Here is a 21,971-nt window from a genome sequence, read left to right as displayed (position 1 = left end):
GGATTGGATTGGTGATCTGATCTAAATTCCGGCGTGACCCATGGCTAGGCCAGCCACCAACATTCCTAATACCAAAAAGGGCTGGGCGCTGGCTTGATATTTCACATCATTCTTCAGCGGATCGCGTAGGAAATACATATCCTGGAACACGATTTGCGGAATGATCAACAGACCCAAAATCGAGGCGTACAAATTCTCATGCAGGCTGACCAAATAGCCCGCAATACCGATTTGGAAGGTGTCGATCATGGCCACACAAATCCAAGCAGCCGTGCCAATCCCGAACATCACGGGCAGCGACTTCAGACCCAAGGTGCGATCGCCCTCCACGCTCTTGAAGTCATTGACGATCGCAATGCCCAAGCCCGCCAAACTATAAATCAGCGTCACCACCGCCACCGTCGGCGTGAGGGTGCCAAACAGCGCTTGGCCCGCCCACCAAGGCAGGGCGATATAGCTCGCGCCGAGGGCGTAGTTACCGAGCCAGCCGTTTTGCTTCAGCTTCAGGGGCGGCGCGGAATAGATATAGGAGACGATCGAACCGCCGATCGCCAAGACCGTGATGACTGGGAACTCGTGGCCCGCCCAGCGATCGAGGATGTAGGCCACGCCGATGCCCCCGAACAGCAACACCAAAATTTGCGTCACCACCTGCGGAATCGAAATCGCGCCGGAGGGAATCGGGCGATAGGGTTCGTTGATCGCGTCAATTTCCCGATCGTAGTAGTCGTTGATCGTTTGGGTGTAGCCCGTCAGCAACGGCCCCGACATCAACATACAGAGCGCCGACTTCAGAAAATTCTCCAGCGTCCATTCGTAGTGCCCCGAGGAAGCCGCCCCGCAGACCACGCCCCAAATCAGGGGAATCCAGGTGATCGGTTTCATCAATTGCAGGCGAATTTTCCAAATATTGGTTTCCCCACTGGCGGCTCCCTTCATCCCCAGCATTTGCCGGGCCTTGGAGCCGCTGTCTTCGGCGGGGGTGGGCGTTTCGATCGCCTCGGTGTTGGGTTCGGTGGTCATGGTTCGATCGATGGGTTGGATCTTGCTTGTCGTTGGGAGCCATGGTATCGCGTCTGCTCTCCTACTCAACCCGCCGTCAGCGTGGAATTAAAGAGCAAGACTGCCGATTGTTGCCACACAAACTGCGCCCAATTCCTATTAATACTAATTGCGCTAGAACGGAGGAGCGCCTGATTTGGTGTTGTCATCGGACGTAATTCTTCACGCAATCTGGATTGGATGAGATCGATCGCCCTATGGCCGAACCTCCCCCACCATCTTCTTCAGAGTCATCACCCAATGACTCCTCTAATCCCTTGTTAACTCACCGTGAACTGCCATCCCTTGCTGACAGCATGGCAGCACAGACCCAGCCCAAGCACCTGTCACCGACGCGATCGCCCCCGAAAGCGACAGCCTCTCCCGCTGGTATTGCGGCTCCCCCACCAGAGCAGAAACCAACCGCTCCATGGGTCATGTTTTTGGTGCGCTTTTTAGCAGGGGCACTCTTTGGGCCGCTTTTAGCCATTACCTTGGGCGTTGTTGGCGGTGCAACAACCGGCAGCAGTTTGCTCACAATTATGCTCGTGTCCGGCAGCATCATCGGCTTAATGTCGGCAATTGGCGGAAAGAGCTTTTGGATGTTCCTATCACGTTGTTTGCGGGTCATCTTTTTCATGCGCTGATCACCCTTCGAGATCACCATGCTGTTTTCTTACAAAAACAACAAACAGGTAGGGGCGTACCGCTGTACGCCCTCCGCCAGGGTCTCTCGTAGATTTCGCTTATCGGAGGGCGCATGGCGATGCGCCCCTACGGGAATCGATCGGGTTTGTCCGTTTCGCTGCTGTTTGTTGGCTGAGCGATCGGGGGCATTTCAGCCCAACAGAGCCGTAATTTGACCCAGCAAGCCGTTGATCGCACTCGATAGGCTGGGAAGAATTTGGGATATGGCTTTAAAAAAGCCAATCGATTTGTCGGCGGCTTCTTTATCGCAGAAAAATCGTAGGGTGCATGGGAGCAAGGCCCAATGGTCACGAAACGCTGCATTTGTTCTCCCATGCACCGAAAATCGATCGCCACCCAACCGATCGGGAATCGTCGTTGCAAGCGTGACGGGTGGCGGTGCATGGGAGATGAATGGGGATTGTTATGGCCTGCCAAGCTTTCTCCCATGCACCCTACGGGCGTTTCGTAAGGGAAAGGGGATGCCGCTAGTATAAGCAACCCACTCAATGCCCGTCTCTCTTGGGTTAGTCCCGCTCCGTTGACGCAGCACCCGCCAGCCAGCCAAAGAGCCGATCGCCCGTCAAATTGAGATCCAAATCCGGCAGCACCGGCAACCGATCGCCCCCGGCCAGCTCCACCGGAGCGCGATCGGGCAAAAACACCACCACCACCCGATCGCGCGGCAACACTAACCATCCCAACTGGCTGCCATGGGCTAGACAATGCGTGAGATTCCGAATCACACGGGTTTCGCCCTGGGCCGGCGACAAAATTTCGATCGCCCAAGCCGGGGCAAACTCAATCCCTTCAGCAATCACCATTCCTTGGGAGTCGATCGGCAACTCAGCGGTTTTCAGCACCGACAAATCGGGCACGATCGACCGATCGCCAAAGGTGCAACGCAACTCCGGCAACGCTTCCCAACCGGAAGCAATCGCGTTAATCGCCACCGCCAACCGAATTTGCAGCCGACTATGTTGAACTCCGGGCATGGGCTTTTGCTGGGCTAGGCGATCGTGAAATTCCCAAGCGGGCGATTCGTCAATCTCCGTTCGCCGCAAAAAGTCCGCCAGGGTCAACGCAGGGGTGATGGTTGGCAGCGTCATGGCCACATTGCCTCCAGAGGGTCAGCCGATCCCATTGTCTTGCACGATCGAGGGGTGGGGGCTGAGCTTAAAAGGAAATGATCAAGTAGCGATCGCTGAATTTTGCGCCCTTGACCGATCGCCCGGCCAGGGACGGCGGCAAGAAGATATTGCGGCGTTGTTCGCCCGCTTCGATCGTCACCTCTGGCCCCGATTGGGTCAGGTGGATTTGCTCCTTGGTGAACCCTGGCAGGAACAGCTTCACCTGTTGGGTGGCTAAGTCGATTTCGATCGGGCGGGGAGCCTGCTGGGCCAAGGCGGCAAAATCCGGCATCAGCGGGATCAGCGCATCCCAATTCGGGGTGGCGCTTTGCTCGGGAATTGCCGTCACGGTCAGGGGGTTGAAGTCCGAGCCGATCGCCCCCGGATCGCTCGATCGATTCAAAAACAACCCGCCCACGGTTAAGCCCGCCTGTTGCGCACTGCCCCACAGGTATTGAGCCAAGGCCTGCGACACCGGATCGCCATTGGCCACCAGCCAGCCCGCCACTCGACGCGGATCGGCCAGCAAGTTTCGTCCCCGATCGAGCAAGTCCTGAAACTCACCCAAGGGGCCTTCCCACGGCGTGCTAGACATGCCGCCACTGCTCAACACCGCCATGGAAATCGGCTGCACAAAGGGCGAAATCGCCTTGGCAAAGTCCGACTCGGCCACCACCTTTTGGAAGCGGCGCACGTACCAGGACAAAACCTCCGGTGCGCCGATGGTTAGCAGGGTGGCTCGATCGCTGTTGCCGTCATAGACGATCGCGTCGTAATTTCCCGATGCTTCGTATTGCCGCAGGGTGTTCAACGTCAGCGCCCGATCCATCCCCGGCAACACGGCCAGTTCTTCACCGTAGACGTTGCGGAAAAAGGGTTGGCGCAAATATTCCAACTCTAGGCGCTTAATTTCATCCCAGCCCCGTTCCAGCAGGGTGGTGGCAGCCGGTTGCACGGCCCAAAGGTTGGAGCCGATCGCCTGGGGATCCGAGCCGATCGCCCCCGTTCCCAACATCATGCCCAGGGTGGGCCCGGCATCTTGCCCAAACAGCAGCACCCGCTTGCCTTGGTTGGCCAGGGCCATCGCCGCCGCGATCGCCAGGGTCGATCGCCCCGATCCCCCTTTTCCCAACAGCGTCAGCGTGAAAGCCACGATCGCACTCCTCTAGCGTTGTCGCCCCCCATTGTGCCAACGATTGCCGACCGGCGTGTATTTACTGGCGCATCTCGCCCAAAATTTCGATCACCCGTTGAATTTCTGTTTTTAGGCCTGTGACATCTGTTTTCAGGCCCGTGACATCTGCTTTTAGGGAGGTGATGTCACTTTGCATCTGATCCATGCGGGCAAAGGTTTGGTCAAATAAGCCCAGGAACGTATCGGTGCGATCGTCTACGACCTGCTCCAATTGGGTGATTCGGTTATTTAACCCTTCCATGGCCTGTTGCAGACCGTTGATCGCCAAGCGCAATTCCCCGATCGCCTGTGTGTTGGTGGCGATCGCCTGCGTATTCGCGGCCGTCAGTTCGGCGAGGTGGCTAAACCGCTGATTCCAATCAAAGGACTGCTGCGTGGTGACGCTGGCCAGGGTGGTGACGTTGATCGTCAGTTGCTGGAGCTGGGCTTCGAGGGTGTTGAGGCGAGTTTCGGTGGTCATGGGGCGATCGGGGTGAGGTCGCTACCCACAGCCTAGCAAGTTCCTGTGGGGTGGTGCGAGGTCGATCGCTCTCCAGCTAGTAGGTTGGGTTGAGCTTTGCGAAACCCAACTCAATCACGGCAAGCCTTACTGCTGTTGGGTTTCGTGCCTCAACCCAACCTACGAGATGATCGTTGATCAGCCCATCGTGATTCAGAGGGGTTTCATTTGTGCAAGAGATCTAAATGAATGAAACCTGTCACGCCACTACTAGCGCTAGCCAAATCATTTGTCCCAAATAAAAACGCCAGCGGAACAACTCCCACTGGCGTAATTTATTCACTCGTTGCTTAGACCGCTTCGAGTTCGTCTTCAAAAAACCAAGTTGCCAAACCACCCGTAAACTCAACGACAACGCCGATGCCGCTGCCGTCAACCATTTTGTATTCCTTAACCGTACCGACCGGATTTTGTTTAATTTTTTCAACCATCGCGGTGGACATGCGATCGCGAATCCGGCGCACTTTGACGCGCTGACCTAGCTCAATCACCACTGGAACCGTCTCTAGTAAACTGAATCCACAGCTAATAAGACTACTGCATTTTGACCCGATCGCCGCGATCGATGGGGTAGCGCGATCGCGAGTTAGGGGCTTTTGGCCTAATCCACCAGATCCCCATTGGCGACATGGCGATAGCGCTCCATGATCCGCTTTTCGGGATCAATGCCCTCAAAGGTGGGCGGCAACCAAACCCGGGCCAACAGAATCAGAGTCAAAACCAACAGAAATACGCCCGTGGCCAAGAGTTGCTGCCAGGGCACTTCTAACACCCCCCGCACGATCGACTCCCGGAGCACGGAAACGATCGCCACTTCCACGGCCACCCCGATCGACACGCGCTGTTCTTGCAAGTAAATGATCAGCAGCCGGAACATTTCCACCAAAATCAGCACCGATAGGATATCTGCCGTAATCAGGTGAAAGTTTGGGGGTTCCAGCAGGGAGATGAAAATGACGCGCAGTTGCACCACCATCACGCCAAATAGCCCCAGGCAAAGGGACACGGCGATCGCGTCTTGCACCCGTTCCAACATCCAGACCAAGCGCGATCGAAACCCGCCGGTTTCCGTGGGCCGATCGCTGGCGGTCAACAACTGGACGGGGGGCAATCGACGGGAGGGGGCTGAGGACAGGTTCATGACGATTTCTCCAGCTTGCTGCGGGCTGTTCTTATTTTGATTATGGGAATCTTATAAATCAACCTCTGATTTATTTGTATTATTTATATTGACGCATCTGCTCAGACCACCGGGGCCAAGGTTCATCGCGATCGCGTAGTTTGATCTGTGGCTATTCACGGCTGTCCACCTTCCCTCCTCCGCCCTATGCTCGCCAAACGGATCGTTCCCTGCCTCGATGTCAAAGCCGGTCGCGTCGTCAAGGGCGTGAACTTTGTGAATCTGCAAGACGCGGGCGATCCGGTGGAGCTGGCCAGGGCCTACGATCGCGCCGGGGCTGATGAGCTGGTGTTTTTGGACATCACGGCTACCCACGAAGATCGCGGGATTATTTTTGATGTGGTCTATGAAACCGCCGAGCAGGTGTTCATTCCCCTGACCGTGGGCGGCGGGATCAGTGACTTAGAAACGATTAAAAAACTGTTACGAGCCGGAGCCGACAAAATTAGCATCAACTCTTCGGCGGTGCGGGATCCGGACTTGATTGATCGCGCCAGTGCCCGGTTTGGTAACCAATGCATTGTGGTGGCGATCGATGCGCGCCGCCGCCCCGGAACCGGCGAAAATGGTGTGCCCAGTGCCTGGGATGTATATGTGCGCGGCGGCCGGGAAAATACGGGTTTGGATGCGATCGCCTGGGCCGAAGAGGTGGTGCGGCGCGGCGCGGGAGAATTGCTAGTAACCAGCATGGACGCAGACGGAACCCAGGCGGGCTATGACCTGGAGCTGACCCGGATGATCGCCGATCGCGTGGCTGTGCCGGTAATTGCCTCCGGGGGCGCGGGCAACTGCCAACATATCCGCGAAGCCCTGACCGAAGGCAAGGCCGAAGCCGCCCTGCTCGCTTCCTTGTTACATTACGGTCAACTCAGCATTGACGAGATTAAGACCGATTTGCAGCAAGCGGGCTTGCCAGTGCGTCACACTGGGGCGATCGCAACTCTGTAGAAAACCTTAGGAAACGATAAATTGCTGGCAGATTGTCAAGATTTCCTTTACAATACGTAAAAACACACTCATAAATCTTGATCTGCACTCTGTCCATGGTTGTCGTTCTGCTGCTGGCGATCGCCCTAGTAGCTTGGTCATTGCACCTGATGCAACAGGCCCTCAGCAACAAGGAGTTTTCGCTGATGCTGGCCGGAACCCTCGTTGCTTCAGCAGCGGCAGCCCTGGTGGTGGTCTACTTCCTGGGCAACAGTTCGCTGCGCTACTTGCTCTCGGTCGATCGCAATGCCTATGCCACCTATAACGTGCCCGTCACCGCTAGCGATCCTCTAGCCGGGATGCGCCAATCCGCCATCCTCGCCGATTGGGATCGGTTGGTGGAGCCTCTGCAATAGCAGGATGGTTCTGCCGGTTCCCTGTTTTTTCGCACCCAAAGTGATTGATCATCAAAAATTGATCATCCAAGACTGATCATCAAAACTGACCCGCAATTCAGTTGCAGTCAAACAAACGAAATCGGCTAGACCTGAGGCAATACAACCGGTCTAGCCGATTTTGTTTTGTTTTTTGGGTTTCGAGTTTTTGGGGGTTCGAGTTTTTGGGGTTCGTGCTTCCCGAGGTGGAGCTTCAGTCCCGTTGCTTGCGGATTTGGGGCGCTGACCAGGCGATCGCCCCAATCGCCCCAGGTGCTATTCCTAGGGCACGCCCATTTGAATTAAGTCCTCGCCGGGTAACACTTCGCTAAATTCACCCCGATGGGCCACAAACAGGGCTAGGCGCAGCCCCCAATCAGGCTCCACGGGCAAATCATCCCAAGGAACCGCCAACTCCAAGCAGCTATCCACAGCGAAGCGGGCGCGGCTGGGTCGGGCCCGCCAGGTGTTGAATTCCGCCGCTTCCGAGAACCAGAGGGTTTTGGTGGGCAACTTCAGGCCAATGTGATGCCGGTAATGATAGTTGGCCGGGGCCAAATCGGGCAATTGCTCCAGGGGCACGGGACTGTTGTGGGCGGGGCGATCGGGATAGAACCAGCACAGGTGAATTTCATCGGGCTGTTTGCCGGTTTGGAAATCTAGCCGGACATAGAAGTGATGGTGATCCACCCCGTACCAAATGGTTTGGATCGGGCTGGATTGGTGCATCGTGCCCCGGGAGCCACCCACCGCAATTCGGCCCGCTTGGTTCCAGTCTTGATCGTCGCCACAGCCGTCAATGATCGGGTGAATGAAGTTTTGGGGAGTGCGATCGCCCGTGGCTTCATGGACTTCCACCGGCTCCAACAATTCCGGGGGGATGGGTTCGTTCAGGGCTTGGTAAATGGCGCACAGGTGCTCCCGAAACAGGCGATCGAAAATGGCATCTTGATTCGACGAGTGGCCAAACCCAAACCACCAAAACCAATCGGAACCCTCCGCCGCATAAAGCGCTTCCCAAGCGGCCGGATTGGTGGTTTCGGTGGCTTCCGGGTGGCGAGCCAGGGTTTCGCGGGCCGCCGTCAGCAAATCCCAGGCGCGGTTTTTGGCCGGGTCGCCAATCCAGGTGGAAAAGGAGCCATCCACCCAAGAGCCACTGTGCAGGCGATCGACCGGCAGGGTTTCACGGGGCGGGAATCGATCGAGATAATCGCCCACGGTTACCAGCTCAATTTCAGGATGCTGGCTGAGGCGGCTATAGAGCGCATCCAAGAACGGTAGCCCGTCTCGATCGTAATATTCCCAGCAGTTTTCCCCATCCAGGGCAATGGTCACCAACCAAGGCTGCTCTAGGCTGGTGCGATCGTCCCCTTGGCGTTGTTTCAGTTGCCGAGTAATCGCTTCCAAATGGCCAATCAAGTCTTGGGCAGCGTTTTGGGGTTCCATGCCCGCATAGCTAAAGCCAATCAGATCCGAAAGGCGGTGGTCACGGAAGACGATCGCCAAATCTCCCTGATCCGTGGCTAGGCGATAGGGCTGGTAAAGGTACTGTGGCTCCAGAACGTTGCCCGATCCGTCGCGGTGGAAGAAATGCTCGATCGTCCAGCCCAACACCGCCTCATCGGAAATTAACCATTGGAAACCGGCCGCCGCCACATCGGGCAACATTGCCGGACTCACGGACTGCTCCGAAGGCCACAGCCCCCGAGGCAAGCAGCCAAACCGCTCTTGGTACATGGTTTTGGCCCGTTCCAGATGCCGGGGAATATCTTCCGCCCACTGGAACCGGCTCGCGGGCAGTTGCATTTGGGGAATGGCCACCCGGCCCGCGTCCGTGTCGGCCAGCAGGGGCAAAATGGGATGGGTGTAGGGCGTGGTGGTCACTTCCAACTGGCCCGACTCCTGCATCGATCGGTGCTTGGGAATAATTCGCGCCAAAATTTCCCGTTGCTTGGCCCAAATTTCCTGGCGATCGGTGAGCGAAAAATCCTTGCCCCGTTCTAACCAACGGGCAATTTCTGGATCATCCCAAAACAGCGGATCAATCCAAGCCAGGTTATGCCAAGCCAACAGATCCCCAAAATCCTCGGGTTTCCAATGGTCTAAACACCAAGGAATTCCCAAATCATTGCGTTGTTCAAACAATTGGCAATAGCGAGGATGGGGATCCACCAAGGTGCGGTGGTTGCCATCAAAAAAATGCTCCAGCACAAAGCGCTTTTGTGTCGGTTGCAGTTGTTCAGCAGGGGTGAGCGCCAAGGCCAAGTAGGGGTCGATCGCCCGGCCCGCCACATAATCTTCAATTTGCAACATCAAAGAAGGAACCAAGTTCACGGTTTGGCGCAACCGGGGGAACCGTTCCAACATCAAAATCAAATCGAGATAGTCCTTGGTGCCATGCAACCGCACCCAAGGCAGTCGATATTGCGCTTCTTCCGACTGTTGGGGCACGTCTGCCAAGGCTGTTTCGGCCAGGTTGCCACGGCTTTTGTAGAGGGGCTGATGTTGATGCCAAACAAAGGCAACGTGCAGCGGGTAAGGCATAGGGGGCGATCGAACCAATCTTTCTCCCATTCTAGGCGCGAGGTCAATTCCCGGAGCAATGGCTGAGGGCCCTTGTGATTCATCCTTGATGTGATTCACGCTTGATGTTGTTCATAATGTTATGCACAACAAAACGCGGGCGGAAAGATTCCACCCGCGCCATGAACTAATGATTGGTCAAATGATTGATCAGTGGTTATTCTGGCTATTCGATCATTAGCCAATGACCAATTCGTGATTAGCCAGTAATTAGCAAGCAGTTAGAAAATTGCCAGTAATTAACTAGTAATTAACTATTCACTAGCAATCAACTGGTCATTAACTAGACAATCACTAGCAACAGACATCGACAAGGGCTAGCCAAGAGAAAGTTTGATCCAGCTTATCCTTGCAATTTCAAGTTGGAGAACGTCATGGTTGTGACGATTTCTTGGTCTCCTTCCTTGACTCGAATGGCTTGAGAACTCATCAAAACGTAATTGCCCACCCGTTCGTGGGTGTCTTCATAGCGCACCTGCTTCACCAGTTGGTTTTCCGGCAGCTTATAGAAGTTGGCATCGGTCAAGGTGGGCAAATAGCCTTCACCAGTATTCATCGTTGCTTGGGTATCGATGATGAATTTCATGGGGCCCACGGGACGCTCCACATGGCAAATTTCCCGATCGCGCACTTTGTAGCTGGATCCCATGGATTTCCCAGAAACCAACACCTCCACCGCGCCCGTTTCGTCAGTGGCTCCCAAGGTAAATTCGTTTTGGCCGTGGGCTTTGTCAAAGCTGCTGCGCTGACGATGGGTGACAATATCGCGCAGTTGATGTTCCAACGTTTTCAACACTTCGGGATGATCAATGCCGGTGACGCTGACGCTGAAATCAGCCGCGATCGCCACGGATCCCTGATAGCTTTCTTCCCCTTGGCACAGTTCCACATCGGCGGTGTAACCCGGAAAGTTAGCATCCCAGGTATAGCGATTTTCGTAGGCGGCCCGAAACAAATCCCGAGCGTTGGTTTCTTGGGCGCGATCTTGAGCGAGGGTCATAGCGATCCAGAGTTAGGGTGTTTGGAAGGTGATGATCGGGAACCGATCGGGAAAACCAACCACGAATCAATTACCGAATCATTGATCAGTCGCCAATGAGTTGCTAACCGATCGATGATGAATTGATCGTGGGTTGATCATGATTGCGTTGATCGTGATCTTGATCATGAACGAATTGCAAACCAATTGCAAATTAACTGCAAATTAACTGCCAACCAACTGCCAACCAATTGGCCATAAGCTGCTGATTGTTCATGAATGCATCAAGCACGATCAACCCATGGATGAATTGATCATCGACACATCGCACATCAATCATGAGTTGCGCATGAGTTAATGATCCATTGGTTAATGATCCATTGATTAAGAATGGGGCGATCGCCCTGGGCAATCTATCGCAAAGTCACGAACTCTTCAGCGGTGGAAGGATGAATAGCAATGGTGCGATCGAAGTCGGCCTTCGTTGCCCCCATCACCACAGGAATAGCCATGCCTTGGATAATTTCCGCCGCATCTTTGCCCACCATATGCACGCCTAAAATACGCTCGTCTTCACCTTCTACCACCAGTTTGACCAACACCTTTTCGGTGCAATCGGTCAGGCTGTAGATCATTGGGCGGAAGCGGGCACGGTAGATTTTCACCCGATCGCCATAGACGGCCCGGGCTTCTTCTTCGGTCATGCCCACGGTGGCGGCTTCCGGTTGCGAAAACACAGCGGAGGGAATGTTGCGATGGCTGATGGTGCGAGGCTGGTGACCAAATACCGTGTCGGCAAAGGCACGCCCTTCCGCGATCGCCACGGGGGTGAGATTGACCCGATCGGTGCAGTCGCCCACGGCGTAGATGTGGGGCTGGTTGGTGCAATGGTCGGCAGTCACGGCGATCGCCCCATTCACCACTTCCACCCCGGCAAGTTCCAGATTCAGCGGCTCAATTTGGGGTTTGGGTTTGCGGCCTGTGGCGCTCAGAATGGCATCGGCCATCAACTCATGGGCCACACCATCGGCGGTTTTGAACTGCATTCGCAGACCGGCATCGGTTTTTTCAATTTGAAGGGTGGCGATATCGGCGTGGGTATGGACAGCAATGCCCCGATCGACCATGGCTTGCTGGATTTGATCCCGAATGTCACTATCAAAGCCGCGCAGAATTCGATCGCCCCGCAACACCTGCGTCACCTCAGAGCCTAAGCCCTTGAGGATTCCAGCAAATTCCACACCGATATAGCCCCCGCCCAGCACCACAAACCGTTGGGGGCGCTCCTTCAGCAGGAACATCTCCCGCGAGGTGATCGTATGTTCAATGCCGGGCACATCTGGGCGCACGGCTTCGCCACCCACGGCAATCAGGATGTAGCGGGCGGTCACTTCGCGAGTGCCGCTGGGGCTAACGATTTCAATCCGGTGCTCATCCACAAAGCGCCCCAGACCCGAAATCAGCTCTACGCCCGCTTTTTCTAGAAAACTGATGTGTAGTTTGTTAAGGCGCATCACTTCCGTCTGCACCGCGTTGATCAGCTTAGACCAGTCGTGCTCTGGCTCCACTGCGGACCAACCGTAGCCCGTGGCATCCTCGTACCAGTGGGCAAACTGGGATGCATAGACCATGAGTTTTTTGGGCACGCAACCGCGAATCACGCAAGTGCCGCCCACGAGGTCGCTTTCTGCGATCGCCACTTTTGCGCCATAGCTGGCGGCTCGCTTGGAAGCGGCCAACCCGCCGGAGCCTGCACCAATAACGAAGAGGTCGTAGTCAAATGTCATGATATTGCCTTCTGATCCAGCCGGAGCGATCGAGCTTGCCCCGCCCTTCGATCGTAGCAACCGACCTCGCAAACGGGCGCACTGGATTGCGATCGAGCTAGCAGCCCAGAAGGAGCAAGGCGATCAAGAGAGGAGATTAAGGAAGGCGATCGAAAAAGGCGATCAAAGCACGATCATGACAAATGGCACGATCATGAAATGCCCTGACCCCGCGCCCTCGGCCGATTAACCATCGATGAGCCATGGGTTGAGCAGATTCTTTTGGGCAGATCCCTTTGGGCGAATCCTTAAGCCCCGATCGCCTCAGAACTGTCGGTCATCCGAGGAGCCGCATAGCCCGTGCCGCGTACCGTCAAGATAATTTCCGGGTTACGCGGATCGTCTTCCAGTTTCGATCGCAGCCGCGCCACATGCACATCCACCACCCGCATGTCCGCTTGGATCCGAGGGGCATAACCCCAGAGAGTTTGCAGAATTTCGCCCCGGGGCACGGCTTCTCCGTTGCGGCTAAACAGCAATTCCAACAGGCTAAATTCCGTATGGGTTAGACGAATCCGCCGATCGCTGCGATAAACCTGGCGCTTCCGGGTATCGACTCGCAGGGAACCAATTTGAATCGTGCCATTCCCGATCGGGGGCGGCGTGGTTTTGTCCTTCACCCGGCGCAGCACACAGGCAATTCGCGCCTCTAATTCTTTAGGGGAAAAAGGCTTAGCTAAATAATCATCGGCTCCCATTTGTAAGCCAGTGATTCGATCGCCCACATCGCCCAAGGCCGTCAACATAATGATCGGCACATCGGAGTTTTGGCGCAGGGTTTGGCAAACGCCATAGCCGTCAATTTTCGGCATCATCACATCCAACACCACCAGATCGGGATCCTCGCGGTCAAATACCTCGAGGGCCTCCTCTCCATCCGCCGCCGACACGACTTCATACCCCGCCAGCGAAAGGCGCGTAGTCAGGATCATCCGCAATGCCGATTCATCATCGACAATCAGGATTTTGCCGCGCGATCGCCCTGATTCTGTGATCGTCTGCAAGGAATTTTCTGCCAACATTTTTGTTGATTTCATTTAAAAAGCTTGCAGTTATTCATCAACGTTGGCTGCCGATTGGGCTGGTTATTTTGATTCATGAATTGTGTCAGAACAATTCGAGCAAAATCAGCCGATCACAGCCGATTGATGAACACTTCAGCAATCAACGGAGAAGGGGCTTCGACGGTTGAATGGTGTCATTCAGTCGCCAAAGAAAAATTAAGAAACGTGAATGCACGTCTGTCAAATACGGTGCGGTCTGAACGCAATCGCCCTTCAACCCAATGGATTGACAAGTCACCAGCAACCGACGGTTTAGGGAATGGATCACAACTGATTGAGATCAATTCCGGTTGGTTGCATTGACCAACAATGGGTCAAGGTCTTGATGGGCTAAGGATTCTCGCTCATCTGAATATTACCAGATGTAACGTTTTCGCCGCAAATCTTAAAGAAATCTGAGGATTAACCGTAACGGTTGGTTAATTGACCCCCTTGATCATGATCCATGATCTTGGTTGGTCATCTCGGCTCAGGGCGGCCGCCAGCGCGATCGGCTTTCCGATCCATTCTGAGACGCAGCCCAATTGGGGGGGCGATCGAACCGTCATTGAACCCATGGCAGAGTGCTAGAGTCTACTCGATCGCCCGGCCGGCGAGCGGTTCCCCGCACCAGGGCTGCTCGCACCCCCACGCTTTCATGTTCCCAATTTCTGCATTATTTCTGCGTTCCGAAGGAGCCTATTCCCATGACTGTCGGTGGCGACACCATCTTTGGCAAAATCATCCGCCGCGAAATTCCCGCCGCGATCGTGTATGAAGACGATTTGGCCTTGGCTTTTCGGGATGTGAATCCGCAAGCCCCTGTCCACCTGTTGGTGATTCCTAAAAAGCCGATCGAGAACCTGGCGGCGGCCACGGCGGAAGACCAAGCCCTGTTGGGGCATTTGATGCTTGTGATCCAAAAAGTTGCCCAACAGGAAGGCCTGGATCAGGGCTATCGCGTGGTGGCCAACACCGGCGAAGATGGCGGACAAACGGTTTTTCATCTGCACTTCCATGTGCTGGGTGGGCGATCGCTCGCCTGGCCGCCGGGTTGATGGATTTTTAACCGCCTGCCGCGCGGGGCCCGGGTACTTTCAACGGGCCCCGCGCTCCGTCTGCACCACCCACACTTAAGAAGCCGCCGTCGCTAGGGATGGCGATGGGGCAGCATCTTGATTTTTGAGCTGAATGAGTTCCACCTTGTAGCCGTCTGGATCCTCCACAAAGGCAATCACCGTCGAGCCATGTTTCATGGGGCCGGGGGCGCGGGTCACTCGCCCGCCCCGCGTCGTGATTTCTTCGCAGGTGGCATAGATATCATCTACCCCCAGAGCAATGTGACCGTAGGCCGTTCCGAGTTCGTAGGACTCCACGCCCCAGTTGTGGGTTAGCTCAATGACGGCCGTTTCCGACTCGTCCCCATAGCCCACAAAGGCCAGCGTGAACTTGCCATCAGGATAATCCTTTTGGCGCAAGAGTTTCATCCCCAACACATTGCAATAGAAATCGAGCGATCGCTGCAAGTCGCCCACCCGCAGCATGGTGTGAAGTAGTCGCATGGTTCTCTCCCGCAAACGGTTCGATCTAACAAAGCCACGAACAAGCAAAGCCACTAGCAAGGTCAGCCTGATGCATGGCCCGTTAGGGACAATGCTTTTCAGTTTAAACTCGAAAACTTCAACCGGTTCCCCAAAAGCACCTCCAGCAAGACTCACCCCGAACACCCAAAGTTAATGGCGACTAAAAATGCCCATAAAAATGCCAACTAAAAAACCCATGCCGGATGCAGCGATCGCGTCCAGCACGGGTTTAGTTTAGGGGAACCTAAGCAGGGATTGGAGCGTCAGTTAATCTAACGAGCCGCCCGTAGTCCACCGCTCGGCAAGAAGGCCATCGGGTTCACTGCGCCTTTGCCCGATGGGCGAATTTCAAAATGCAGGTGGGGGCCAGTGCTGCGGCCGGTGCTGCCCATTTCTGCAATCAATTGACCTTGGCGAACGGTTTGACCAGCCCTTACCAAAAGACGGCTGTTGTGGGCGTAGCGAGTGAAGCTGCCGTCCGGGTGGCGAATGTCCACCTTGTTGCCGTAGCCACCGCTGTCCCAACCGGAGACTGCCACCACACCGTCAGCCGCTGCCACAATCGGTGTACCCACAGGGGCTGCAATATCAATGCCTCGGTGCATCCGGCCCCAGCGCCAGCCATAGCCAGAGGTTAGAATGCCTTGGCTCGGCCAGATGTAGCCGCGCATGGCCTGGGGTTGTGCGCCCGGTAGGTAAGCCGAAGGATCCGACAGAGGCGGTAGTTGGGGTGAAACACTGGCATTCAGCAGCGTTTGCACGCGGGGATTACGGGCGTTCAGCGGTTCAGAGGCGGCTGCAATTAGTTGGCTGCGGCGCGGATCCGCTTCCGGCATCGGTTGGCTCAGGGCCAGCGGGCGATCGCTCAGGGGTGCAGAGGGCGGCTGCACAGCCACGGTTGCCGCCTGATTAGCTACGGTGCTGGCTTGGCTGGCGGCCACGGCGGTGGCGGCGGCCGGAGCCAACAGGCTGATTGCACCGCTGCGGCTCGATTCGCCGGTTTGGTTTTGGTAGCGAGCTTGCAGGGCCTGAATTTCAGCTCGCAGACCGTCGATGTAGGGGCTGTAGCGCGGGCTGGCTAGGTCGCTGTTGGCCGTCCCCTGTTGGAGGCGGCTGCTGGCGGTGGGCACATCGGCAGCGCCGGCCAGCGATTGAGCAGTGGCAGCATGGCTCAGAAGATTGACCGCACCACCGCCGGCTTCTTCCGTTGCAACCGTGCGGGCGGCGGCGGCACTCACGGGCACAGCCGGGCGATCGAGGCGCTGCGTGGGAACCGCAACGGCCGTGAGTCGATAGTCAGCGGCGGTGGGGATGCTAACCACCAGGTCATTGGCAGTGGGGGTCACCGCATCTGTAGAAGCACGCTCGGCCGTAGTCGCCGGTTGCAGTGCAACGGTTTCTTCGGTGCGATCGGTCGTGGGACGCTCTGCTGATTCAGTGGTTGGTTGCGGCTCCAGGGCCAGCAGCTCGATCGCCTCGGTAGTCGAACCCAGCAGGTTTCCAGTGTTCGCTGCCAGCGATTGCAGTGCTTGGCTCAGTCGATCGCTCTGAGCCTGCAAGCGATCGATGCTCCGGATGGCAGCAGCATCCGCCAGCAGGTCGATCGTGTTGGGCGAAGAGGGGGCTTCCGCGACGGGAACTTGCGTCACAGCAGGACTGTTGGCGCTGGGCGACTCGGCCTCAGTGGCCGAAGCATCAATCACAACCGCCGCTTCAGGGGCAACCGCAGCCACTTCAACCTGGTTTTCCGGGAGGGCTGGGATTCGGCTGCGATCAAGAGTGATTGCTGTGGGCTGGCTGTCGGCTTCGCTTTCGCCGTGGGCCAGGGAGGCGGAAAATTGCTCGGAATTCGCTTCAGCCGTTGTCTGACTCGGTTCGACGGTGGGCGCGCTCAAGGTCGCCGTTTCCACTTCGGCGGTGATTGGCTCGATCGCGCTAACAACGGTGCGTTGGGGAATGCTGCGGGCTGGAATGGTGAGTTGTTGACCAGCGCTCAGGACAGCATCAATCGACAGGTGGTTCGCCGCCGCTAGGGCTTCCGGCGCAACATCGTATTGGCGGGCGATGGTCGCGATCGTGTCGTTGGCTTGAACCGTATGGGTCTTGCTGGTGGCCGCCGCCACGGTCTGGCTACTGAGGGACGGAGCCTGGTTGGGTTCTGCCGCAATCGCGTGGTCGCCTTGGCGGGGCAACAGCAACCCTGTTGCACCCATTGAGATTGCCAACCCTAGCGTCGCGATCGAGGCGCGGGTCTTCCGACTAGTCTCCGTGGGAGCTTGTTGGTACTGTTCGGTCATCGCACGATGTGGATTGTTGGTCATTGGGGCGCTGGCAACTCAGCAGTCAGCAAGCCTTGGGCTGGTAAACCACAGAACTCGCCTCGACTCTGGTCGTGGGTGGGGTGCTCAATCGTTGATTGCCCATTGGACTGCGATTGAATCAGCCTTGCCGTCCCAAGCGCCTTGGATGGCTAGATCACCGCTCAGGTGCGACGCGGCGGCCAGCGATAAGCTCGGTTAGACCGGGGTCTTAATACGAGTTAAGGCTTAGGCAAGACTACCCTGCTTTTGTGGTTTAGGCAAGTTTAACCAGATTGGCAACTGATTTGTGACAGTTTCGGTATTTATTTTCTTGATGAATATTGGGCCTTTCGGTGATGTTTTGCTGTTCAGGATTGCGCCCCTTATTTGATCATCATTTTTCCAAAGCCCTTTTCTCAAAAGACTTTCAGGCGCTCAAACCATTGACAACGCGTATCGGATTACCTGCCTTTCAAGACTTAGCCGACAGGTCAGGATCACCGTAATCCTACGCTGTGTCTTGGATTGCCTAGTCAAGATTTCCGAGGAGGGAATATGTCGTTTTAGAGCCTGATGAATTAAAAAAAATGTAAAATTCGCTGCAAAATTCGGACGATTCATCGATAGGATTTTCTTATTAATCAGACTCCCGATCGCCCCGACTAAGGCACGAAAGTCCCGCCACGGCGATCGCCCCGAAAAGGTGAAAGGCTGACTAAGCCTGAGCAATCACGGCCCAGCCATGGTTCAGCCGCGATCGACCGGCGATCGGGAGTCAGAAGCCGCCTTAATCGACTTTATTTAGCCCCTGACGGACGATCGCGATCGGCTCCCATCTGCCTGGATGGTCAAATTCAGACAGTTGGCTATCCATGAACCCCGTCAGCACTGGGCAAGATGAGCCAATTCCAGACGATCGCCATCCCGTGACCGTCCTCGCTGCTCATTACCCCTCAACCTCCTCATTACCCAGGGCCTGTACTCGCAACAGGACTTACCCCAACAATCCCAACTGCCGCCGAGCCTCAAACAGCCCGATCGCGGTGCTTGACGATAGATTCAGGCTACGAACACCCGCGCAGTCCATGGGAATACGAGCAATCAGGTCACAAGTTTCCAGCACCGAAGTCGGCAACCCCTCCGTTTCGCTGCCAAACAGCAGCCAATCCGTAGGGGCGTAGGCGATGTGGTGATAAGACGTGCTGCCACCGCTGGAAAATCCAATCAGTCGTCCCCCGATCGGGCGGTGAAATTCGGCAAAGACCGACCAATCGGCGTGATAGCGAAGCTTGACAAACGGCCAGTAGTCCAGTCCAGCCCGTTTGAGGTAGCGATCGGTAATTTCAAAGCCCAAAGGGCCTACCAGGTGCAGTTCCGTACCGGTGGCAGCGCAGGTACGGGCAATATTGCCCGTATTAGGCGGAATTTGCGGATTAACCAACACAATTTGCGGTTGCATACAATTTCTTAGCGACTGAGGAACTGAGACGACGGTATTTCAGGGAAATGCACCCCAAACCGCTCAATTGCGATCGTCAAACGAACCAAGATTTTTCACCCTGATTCGCCTGCCCCGGGAGGCTGACAACTATAGATTTTTTTAATCACTGACCGGGAATCTCAATTGATTATCAAAAATAATTTAAAACTCGTTAATTATCATGATTGCCAATCATTAATCACGATTGAAAAACATAATCAATCGTGAATCGATCGCGATCGCCCCTCAGCAGGCCCCAAAGGAACTTCCCCAGGCAAACAGCGGCCCGACCACCCCTGTGCTGCCCATCCAACCCCGCTTGGATCAGGCCCCCAGTCCACGGCCACGAACGACAACCGGTGATTGCTTCCTGAGCCGGCCCAACAGTTGTGTTCAACAATACATATATATGGATGTGTACAGAGATGCCGACAAACACGCCGCACTGTCCCACTGCGATCCACAGCACCTGGCATGATTCGGTATCGTGAAAGATTGGGCTTTGAGCGGTAGAGCGCATTTGGATCGCCGCCGCCAAGTTGCCTAGGTCAAAATCATACCCCCCAACAGCTTGCGATACCGATAGCCCAGTTCGGCAGCAATTCGAGGATGGTTTGCCAAATCTGGGTCGGTGTTGATCAAATCCTCAGCGGCCGATCGAGCCAAGTTCAACACATCGCGATCGTCCACCAAGCTGGCCAGGGCAAAATCCGGCAACCCCGATTGGCGCATGCCCAACACTTCACCGGGGCCACGAAACCGCATGTCCATCTCTGAAATGAAAAAGCCATCCTGAGATTGGGCCAACACCTCCAGCCGCTGGCTGGCTTCCGGGCTTTTGCTGGTGTTCATCAACAAACAAAAAGACTGGGCCGCCCCCCGCCCCACCCGACCGCGCAACTGGTGTAACTGAGACAAGCCAAAGCGCTCTGCATGTTCAATCACCATCACCGTGGCGTTGGGCACATCCACCCCCACTTCAATCACCGTGGTGGACACCAAAATCTGGGTTTCGTTTTGCCGAAATTGCTCGATCGCCCGGTCTTTATCGGCCGAACTCATGCGCCCATGGAGCAACCCCATCTGAAACTCCGGAAACACGACCTCAGAAAGGTATTGATATTCCTCGATCGCGGATTTCAAATCGAGCTTTTCCGACTCCTCCACCAGCGGCAACACCACATAAACCTGGCGACCTTGGGCAATTTCTCGGCGCATCAGGTCATGGGCCGCCGGGCGATCGCCCGATCGCAGCACCGTGGTTTGAATCGCCTGCCGACCGGGCGGCAACTCGTCAATTTGGCTCACATCCAAATCCCCATGGATCGTCAGCGCCAAGGTGCGCGGAATCGGCGTGGCAGTCATGGTCAACACATGGGGCTGAAATCCCTTTTGTTGCAGCTTGGCCCGCTGTTGCACCCCAAATCGGTGCTGCTCATCAATCACCGCCAGGCCCAAACGGGAAAATTCCACCTTGTCTTGGATCAGGGCATGGGTTCCCACCAACAGGGGCAACTCTCCCGTTTGCAATTGGGCATGGATGGCGCGCCGTTTTTTGGCTCCCGTGGAACCCGTCAGCAACTCCACGGGCAAGTGCAACAGGTTAAACCAACCGACAATTTTTCGGTAATGTTGCTCCGCCAGCACTTCCGTGGGAGCCATCAGGGCCGCTTGGTAGCCCGCTTGGATGGCCGCCAGGATGGTGATCACGGCCACGACGGTTTTTCCGGATCCCACATCCCCTTGCACCAGACGGTTCATGGGGGTGGGCCGTTGTAAATCTTCCAGAATTTCGCCCACCACGCGCTTTTGGGCCCCGGTCAGTTCAAAGGGCAACACCTGATGAAATTGGTCAATCAGAGGGCCGGTGGTGGCCAAGACCACGCTGGTTTCCTGGCGTTTTTGCTGCGATCGCCGCTGGAGCAATCCCAACTGGAGGTAGAAAAATTCATCGAAAATCAACCGCCGTCGGGCCGCCGCCAACTGATCATCGTCGGCGGGAAAATGCACTTGGGCGATCGCGTCGGCAATTTTGATCAGGTTGTAGCGTTCACGAAAGTTACGGGGCAAAGCTTCCGGCACTTGGCTGGCGGCGGGCAACACAGCCAAGACCGATCGCCGCACCAAATCCGCCGTCACCCCTTCCGTGAGGGCATAGACCGGCACGACCCGCCCCACCGTTAAGGAGGCGATCGTCCCGTCGGCGCTGTCGATCACTTCCAAATCGGGATTATCGAGCGTAATGCCATATTTATCTTGCTTCACCAGGCCGGACGCGGCCACCAGTGTGCCCGAGGAGTAAAGACTCTGTTGGCTCTTTTGCCAGGCGATCGAACTAAAGCGGGTTCCTGCAAAAAACTTGCTAATTCGCACTTGGCCCGTGCGATCGCGCAGAATCAGTTCAAAAATCGTGAGTTTTGAGTTTTTGGGACTGGTAAAGCAATTACAGCGCTTCACCGTCCCCACAATCGTCACCGTTTCGCCCCCTTCCAAGTCGCGGATATTCACCTGGCGGGCGTAATCGATATAGTCGCGAGGGTAATGGCACAGCAAATCCTGCACCGTCAACAGCCCCAACTTGGCCAACCGCCCCCCCGATCGCGTCCCGATCGCCCGTACCTGCGACAGGGGCAGATCCAAAGTCAGCGATCGGGCAATGGTTGCCGGTTGCAGTTGGTTCAAATCCTTCGTTTTTGGGCGCTTGGGCGATCGGGGGGCCGCCTCTGGAGCCGCGGCCTCGGCGATCGCCCCCTCGCAGGCACGCTGCACCTGGTGCAAAAACTGCCGCGTGTTCACCACAATCCGCTTGCGTTGGGCCAAGTCCAAATGGGGATATTCCGCAAACTGGGCCGCTGTTTCTCGCCACCGCCGTCGATCGCTCGCAGACAATCCCTGGGGCGGCCGGCCAAACTGCAAACACAAAAATTCACTGAATCGATATTCCCGCCCAGCCAAATCCCCAAAGCCCCGTTCCGCTTCCACGGCCAGGGCCTTTTGCAAACGAATCCAGTCGGGTAGATCAGACAAGGTGAGAGCTAGGGCGGATTAGTTCAAAAACCAACTAACAGCTAATGACCAGCCAAC

General features: G+C 56.0%; 17 protein-coding genes and 1 pseudogene. 4 read left to right on the top strand and 14 right to left on the bottom strand.

Translation table 11 applies throughout. The features are described 5' to 3' along the window. Positions 1 to 21: 21 nt before the first annotated feature. Positions 22 to 1,023 carry a chlorophyll synthase ChlG gene (gene chlG, locus H6G53_RS05835; RefSeq protein ID WP_190531443.1) on the bottom strand — a complete coding sequence of 334 codons (1,002 nt, stop codon included), beginning with the start codon at positions 1,021 to 1,023 and terminating at the stop codon, positions 22 to 24. Positions 1,024 to 1,478: 455 nt separating this feature from the next. Between chlG and H6G53_RS05830 the strand changes: the two genes are divergently transcribed. Next, entirely contained in the window at positions 1,479 to 1,688 is a 210-nt protein-coding gene (locus tag H6G53_RS05830; RefSeq protein ID WP_190531441.1) for a hypothetical protein, read from the top strand. A 567-nt stretch (positions 1,689 to 2,255) separates the two neighbouring features. Here the strand turns inward: H6G53_RS05830 and H6G53_RS05825 are convergent. The 5 genes from H6G53_RS05825 to H6G53_RS05805 form a co-directional block, all read right to left on the bottom strand. Continuing rightward, entirely contained in the window at positions 2,256 to 2,837 is a 582-nt protein-coding gene (locus tag H6G53_RS05825) for a Uma2 family endonuclease (RefSeq protein WP_190531438.1), read from the bottom strand. Between the two features lie 67 nt (positions 2,838 to 2,904). Then, positions 2,905 to 4,011, bottom strand: coding sequence for an ArsA family ATPase (locus H6G53_RS05820; RefSeq protein WP_190531436.1), 1,107 nt, complete (start codon positions 4,009 to 4,011; stop codon positions 2,905 to 2,907). Positions 4,012 to 4,072: 61 nt separating this feature from the next. Continuing rightward, on the bottom strand, positions 4,073 to 4,513 hold the full coding sequence (locus tag H6G53_RS05815) for a hypothetical protein (protein WP_190531433.1): 441 nt from the start codon (positions 4,511 to 4,513) through the stop codon (positions 4,073 to 4,075). 329 nt (positions 4,514 to 4,842) lie between these two features. Further along, positions 4,843 to 5,046: a DUF2862 domain-containing protein gene (locus H6G53_RS05810; RefSeq protein WP_099533394.1), complete on the bottom strand. Its 204-nt coding sequence runs from the start codon at positions 5,044 to 5,046 to the stop codon at positions 4,843 to 4,845. Between the two features lie 107 nt (positions 5,047 to 5,153). Next, complete coding sequence (locus tag H6G53_RS05805) at positions 5,154 to 5,693, bottom strand: phosphate-starvation-inducible PsiE family protein (protein ID WP_099533395.1); 540 nt, start codon at positions 5,691 to 5,693, stop codon at positions 5,154 to 5,156. A gap of 186 nt (positions 5,694 to 5,879) precedes the next feature. Between H6G53_RS05805 and hisF the strand changes: the two genes are divergently transcribed. Next, positions 5,880 to 6,680 carry an imidazole glycerol phosphate synthase subunit HisF gene (gene hisF / locus H6G53_RS05800; RefSeq protein WP_190531431.1) on the top strand — a complete coding sequence of 267 codons (801 nt, stop codon included), beginning with the start codon at positions 5,880 to 5,882 and terminating at the stop codon, positions 6,678 to 6,680. A gap of 95 nt (positions 6,681 to 6,775) precedes the next feature. After that, positions 6,776 to 6,958, top strand: a pseudogene (locus H6G53_RS19170) (hypothetical protein); the annotation flags it as partial. A gap of 417 nt (positions 6,959 to 7,375) precedes the next feature. Here H6G53_RS19170 and H6G53_RS05790 read toward each other — a convergent pair. The 4 genes from H6G53_RS05790 to rpaB form a co-directional block, all read right to left on the bottom strand. After that, entirely contained in the window at positions 7,376 to 9,637 is a 2,262-nt protein-coding gene (locus H6G53_RS05790; RefSeq protein WP_190353946.1) for a glycoside hydrolase, read from the bottom strand. A 382-nt stretch (positions 9,638 to 10,019) separates the two neighbouring features. Continuing rightward, on the bottom strand, positions 10,020 to 10,676 hold the full coding sequence (locus H6G53_RS05785; protein WP_190531429.1) for a DUF3386 domain-containing protein: 657 nt from the start codon (positions 10,674 to 10,676) through the stop codon (positions 10,020 to 10,022). A 392-nt stretch (positions 10,677 to 11,068) separates the two neighbouring features. Next, a complete protein-coding gene (gene gor / locus H6G53_RS05780; protein WP_190531427.1) occupies positions 11,069 to 12,442 on the bottom strand; it encodes a glutathione-disulfide reductase in 1,374 nt (457 codons plus the stop codon). Between the two features lie 287 nt (positions 12,443 to 12,729). Beyond that, positions 12,730 to 13,503, bottom strand: coding sequence for a response regulator transcription factor RpaB (gene rpaB / locus H6G53_RS05775; RefSeq protein WP_099533402.1), 774 nt, complete (start codon positions 13,501 to 13,503; stop codon positions 12,730 to 12,732). Positions 13,504 to 14,231: 728 nt separating this feature from the next. Between rpaB and H6G53_RS05770 the strand changes: the two genes are divergently transcribed. Continuing rightward, on the top strand, positions 14,232 to 14,582 hold the full coding sequence (locus H6G53_RS05770; RefSeq protein WP_190525925.1) for a histidine triad nucleotide-binding protein: 351 nt from the start codon (positions 14,232 to 14,234) through the stop codon (positions 14,580 to 14,582). A gap of 75 nt (positions 14,583 to 14,657) precedes the next feature. On the opposite strand, the gene gloA is transcribed toward H6G53_RS05770, so the two are convergent. From gloA to recG, 4 genes are all read right to left on the bottom strand, one after another. Beyond that, positions 14,658 to 15,086 (bottom strand): lactoylglutathione lyase, encoded by a 429-nt coding sequence (gene gloA, locus H6G53_RS05765; protein ID WP_099533404.1) that lies wholly within the window; start codon positions 15,084 to 15,086, stop codon positions 14,658 to 14,660. Positions 15,087 to 15,379: 293 nt separating this feature from the next. Further along, the gene (locus tag H6G53_RS05760; protein WP_190531425.1) at positions 15,380 to 17,404 is read right to left on the bottom strand and encodes a LysM peptidoglycan-binding domain-containing M23 family metallopeptidase; all 2,025 of its coding nucleotides are present in this window, start codon (positions 17,402 to 17,404) and stop codon (positions 15,380 to 15,382) included. A 997-nt stretch (positions 17,405 to 18,401) separates the two neighbouring features. Then, complete coding sequence (locus H6G53_RS05755) at positions 18,402 to 18,866, bottom strand: tRNA (cytidine(34)-2'-O)-methyltransferase (protein WP_099533406.1); 465 nt, start codon at positions 18,864 to 18,866, stop codon at positions 18,402 to 18,404. Positions 18,867 to 19,430: 564 nt separating this feature from the next. After that, on the bottom strand, positions 19,431 to 21,914 hold the full coding sequence (gene recG, locus H6G53_RS05750) for an ATP-dependent DNA helicase RecG (protein WP_190531423.1): 2,484 nt from the start codon (positions 21,912 to 21,914) through the stop codon (positions 19,431 to 19,433). Positions 21,915 to 21,971: the final 57 nt, after the last annotated feature.

This window comes from Limnothrix sp. FACHB-406, from assembly GCF_014698235.1.
Classification (GTDB): domain Bacteria; phylum Cyanobacteriota; class Cyanobacteriia; order CACIAM-69d; family CACIAM-69d; genus CACIAM-69d.
Note: the sequence above shows the minus strand (reverse complement) of the source record. Positions and strands in the feature narration are given on the sequence as shown.

Coding starts and splice junctions, on each gene's coding strand:
- H6G53_RS05755 (WP_099533406.1), bottom strand. CDS start 18,866: ATGCAACCGCAAATTGTGTTGGTTAATCCGCAAATTCCGCCTAATACG.
- rpaB (WP_099533402.1), bottom strand. CDS start 13,503: ATGTTGGCAGAAAATTCCTTGCAGACGATCACAGAATCAGGGCGATCG.
- H6G53_RS05830 (WP_190531441.1), top strand. CDS start 1,479: ATGTTTTTGGTGCGCTTTTTAGCAGGGGCACTCTTTGGGCCGCTTTTA.
- H6G53_RS05815 (WP_190531433.1), bottom strand. CDS start 4,513: ATGACCACCGAAACTCGCCTCAACACCCTCGAAGCCCAGCTCCAGCAA.
- chlG (WP_190531443.1), bottom strand. CDS start 1,023: ATGACCACCGAACCCAACACCGAGGCGATCGAAACGCCCACCCCCGCC.
- gor (WP_190531427.1), bottom strand. CDS start 12,442: ATGACATTTGACTACGACCTCTTCGTTATTGGTGCAGGCTCCGGCGGG.
- H6G53_RS05770 (WP_190525925.1), top strand. CDS start 14,232: ATGACTGTCGGTGGCGACACCATCTTTGGCAAAATCATCCGCCGCGAA.
- gloA (WP_099533404.1), bottom strand. CDS start 15,086: ATGCGACTACTTCACACCATGCTGCGGGTGGGCGACTTGCAGCGATCG.
- H6G53_RS05785 (WP_190531429.1), bottom strand. CDS start 10,676: ATGACCCTCGCTCAAGATCGCGCCCAAGAAACCAACGCTCGGGATTTG.
- H6G53_RS05825 (WP_190531438.1), bottom strand. CDS start 2,837: ATGACGCTGCCAACCATCACCCCTGCGTTGACCCTGGCGGACTTTTTG.
- H6G53_RS05790 (WP_190353946.1), bottom strand. CDS start 9,637: ATGCCTTACCCGCTGCACGTTGCCTTTGTTTGGCATCAACATCAGCCC.
- H6G53_RS05760 (WP_190531425.1), bottom strand. CDS start 17,404: ATGACCGAACAGTACCAACAAGCTCCCACGGAGACTAGTCGGAAGACC.
- hisF (WP_190531431.1), top strand. CDS start 5,880: ATGCTCGCCAAACGGATCGTTCCCTGCCTCGATGTCAAAGCCGGTCGC.
- H6G53_RS05805 (WP_099533395.1), bottom strand. CDS start 5,693: ATGAACCTGTCCTCAGCCCCCTCCCGTCGATTGCCCCCCGTCCAGTTG.